Origin of the sequence: Pseudomonas sp. 30_B (assembly GCF_017491605.1) — a bacterium.
In the GTDB taxonomy this organism is placed as follows: domain Bacteria; phylum Pseudomonadota; class Gammaproteobacteria; order Pseudomonadales; family Pseudomonadaceae; genus Pseudomonas.
In genome coordinates this window covers 1-433 of the sequence record NZ_JAFGYY010000400.1, presented here as the reverse complement: position 1 = coordinate 433, position 433 = coordinate 1, and the positions used below count along the sequence as shown (strand labels likewise).

Below are 433 nucleotides of genomic sequence, written 5' to 3'. Positions count from 1 at the left end.
CCTCAGCAGCTGCCACAATCATCACGAAGAAAGCTCCGACCTGTCCGTCGAGAGAGCCGTGTACGTGAGCGAAAGTCACCAGCGCCAGGTTCGCGGCGTTGAGCATCAACTCCACCGACATAAAAGCCACCAAGGCATTACGCCTCGTCAGGAAGCCCACGATGCCGATAGCGAACAAGATCGCCGAGAGCACCAGGTAGTCATTCGGATTCATTCGAGTTCTCCTTGGACCTCGTGGCGGGCGGCACTGATTGACGCAAACGCCCGATGCGTCGGAGCCTTCAACTCACCGGCGTCGATAATGGCACCGCGGGTCGCCAAGGTTCCCGAGATCGAGTCCTGAGCCACCGTGCCGTCAGGCAGCAGAGCCGGAGCACCAATCTGATTCGTGCGGGCGTAGACACCGGAGTTGGGACGAACACCGGGGTGAGAG

At 60.3% G+C, this 433-nt stretch carries 2 protein-coding genes; both read right to left on the bottom strand.

The features are described from left to right. The coding region (gene nuoK, locus J5M67_RS28865; RefSeq protein WP_207888731.1) for an NADH-quinone oxidoreductase subunit NuoK at positions 1 to 214 on the bottom strand (214 nt) is incomplete at its 3' end. Beyond that, positions 211 to 433 (bottom strand): hypothetical protein (locus tag J5M67_RS28860; RefSeq protein WP_243434948.1); only part of this gene is annotated, 223 nt, incomplete at its 5' end. The genes J5M67_RS28860 and nuoK, both read right to left, overlap by 4 nt.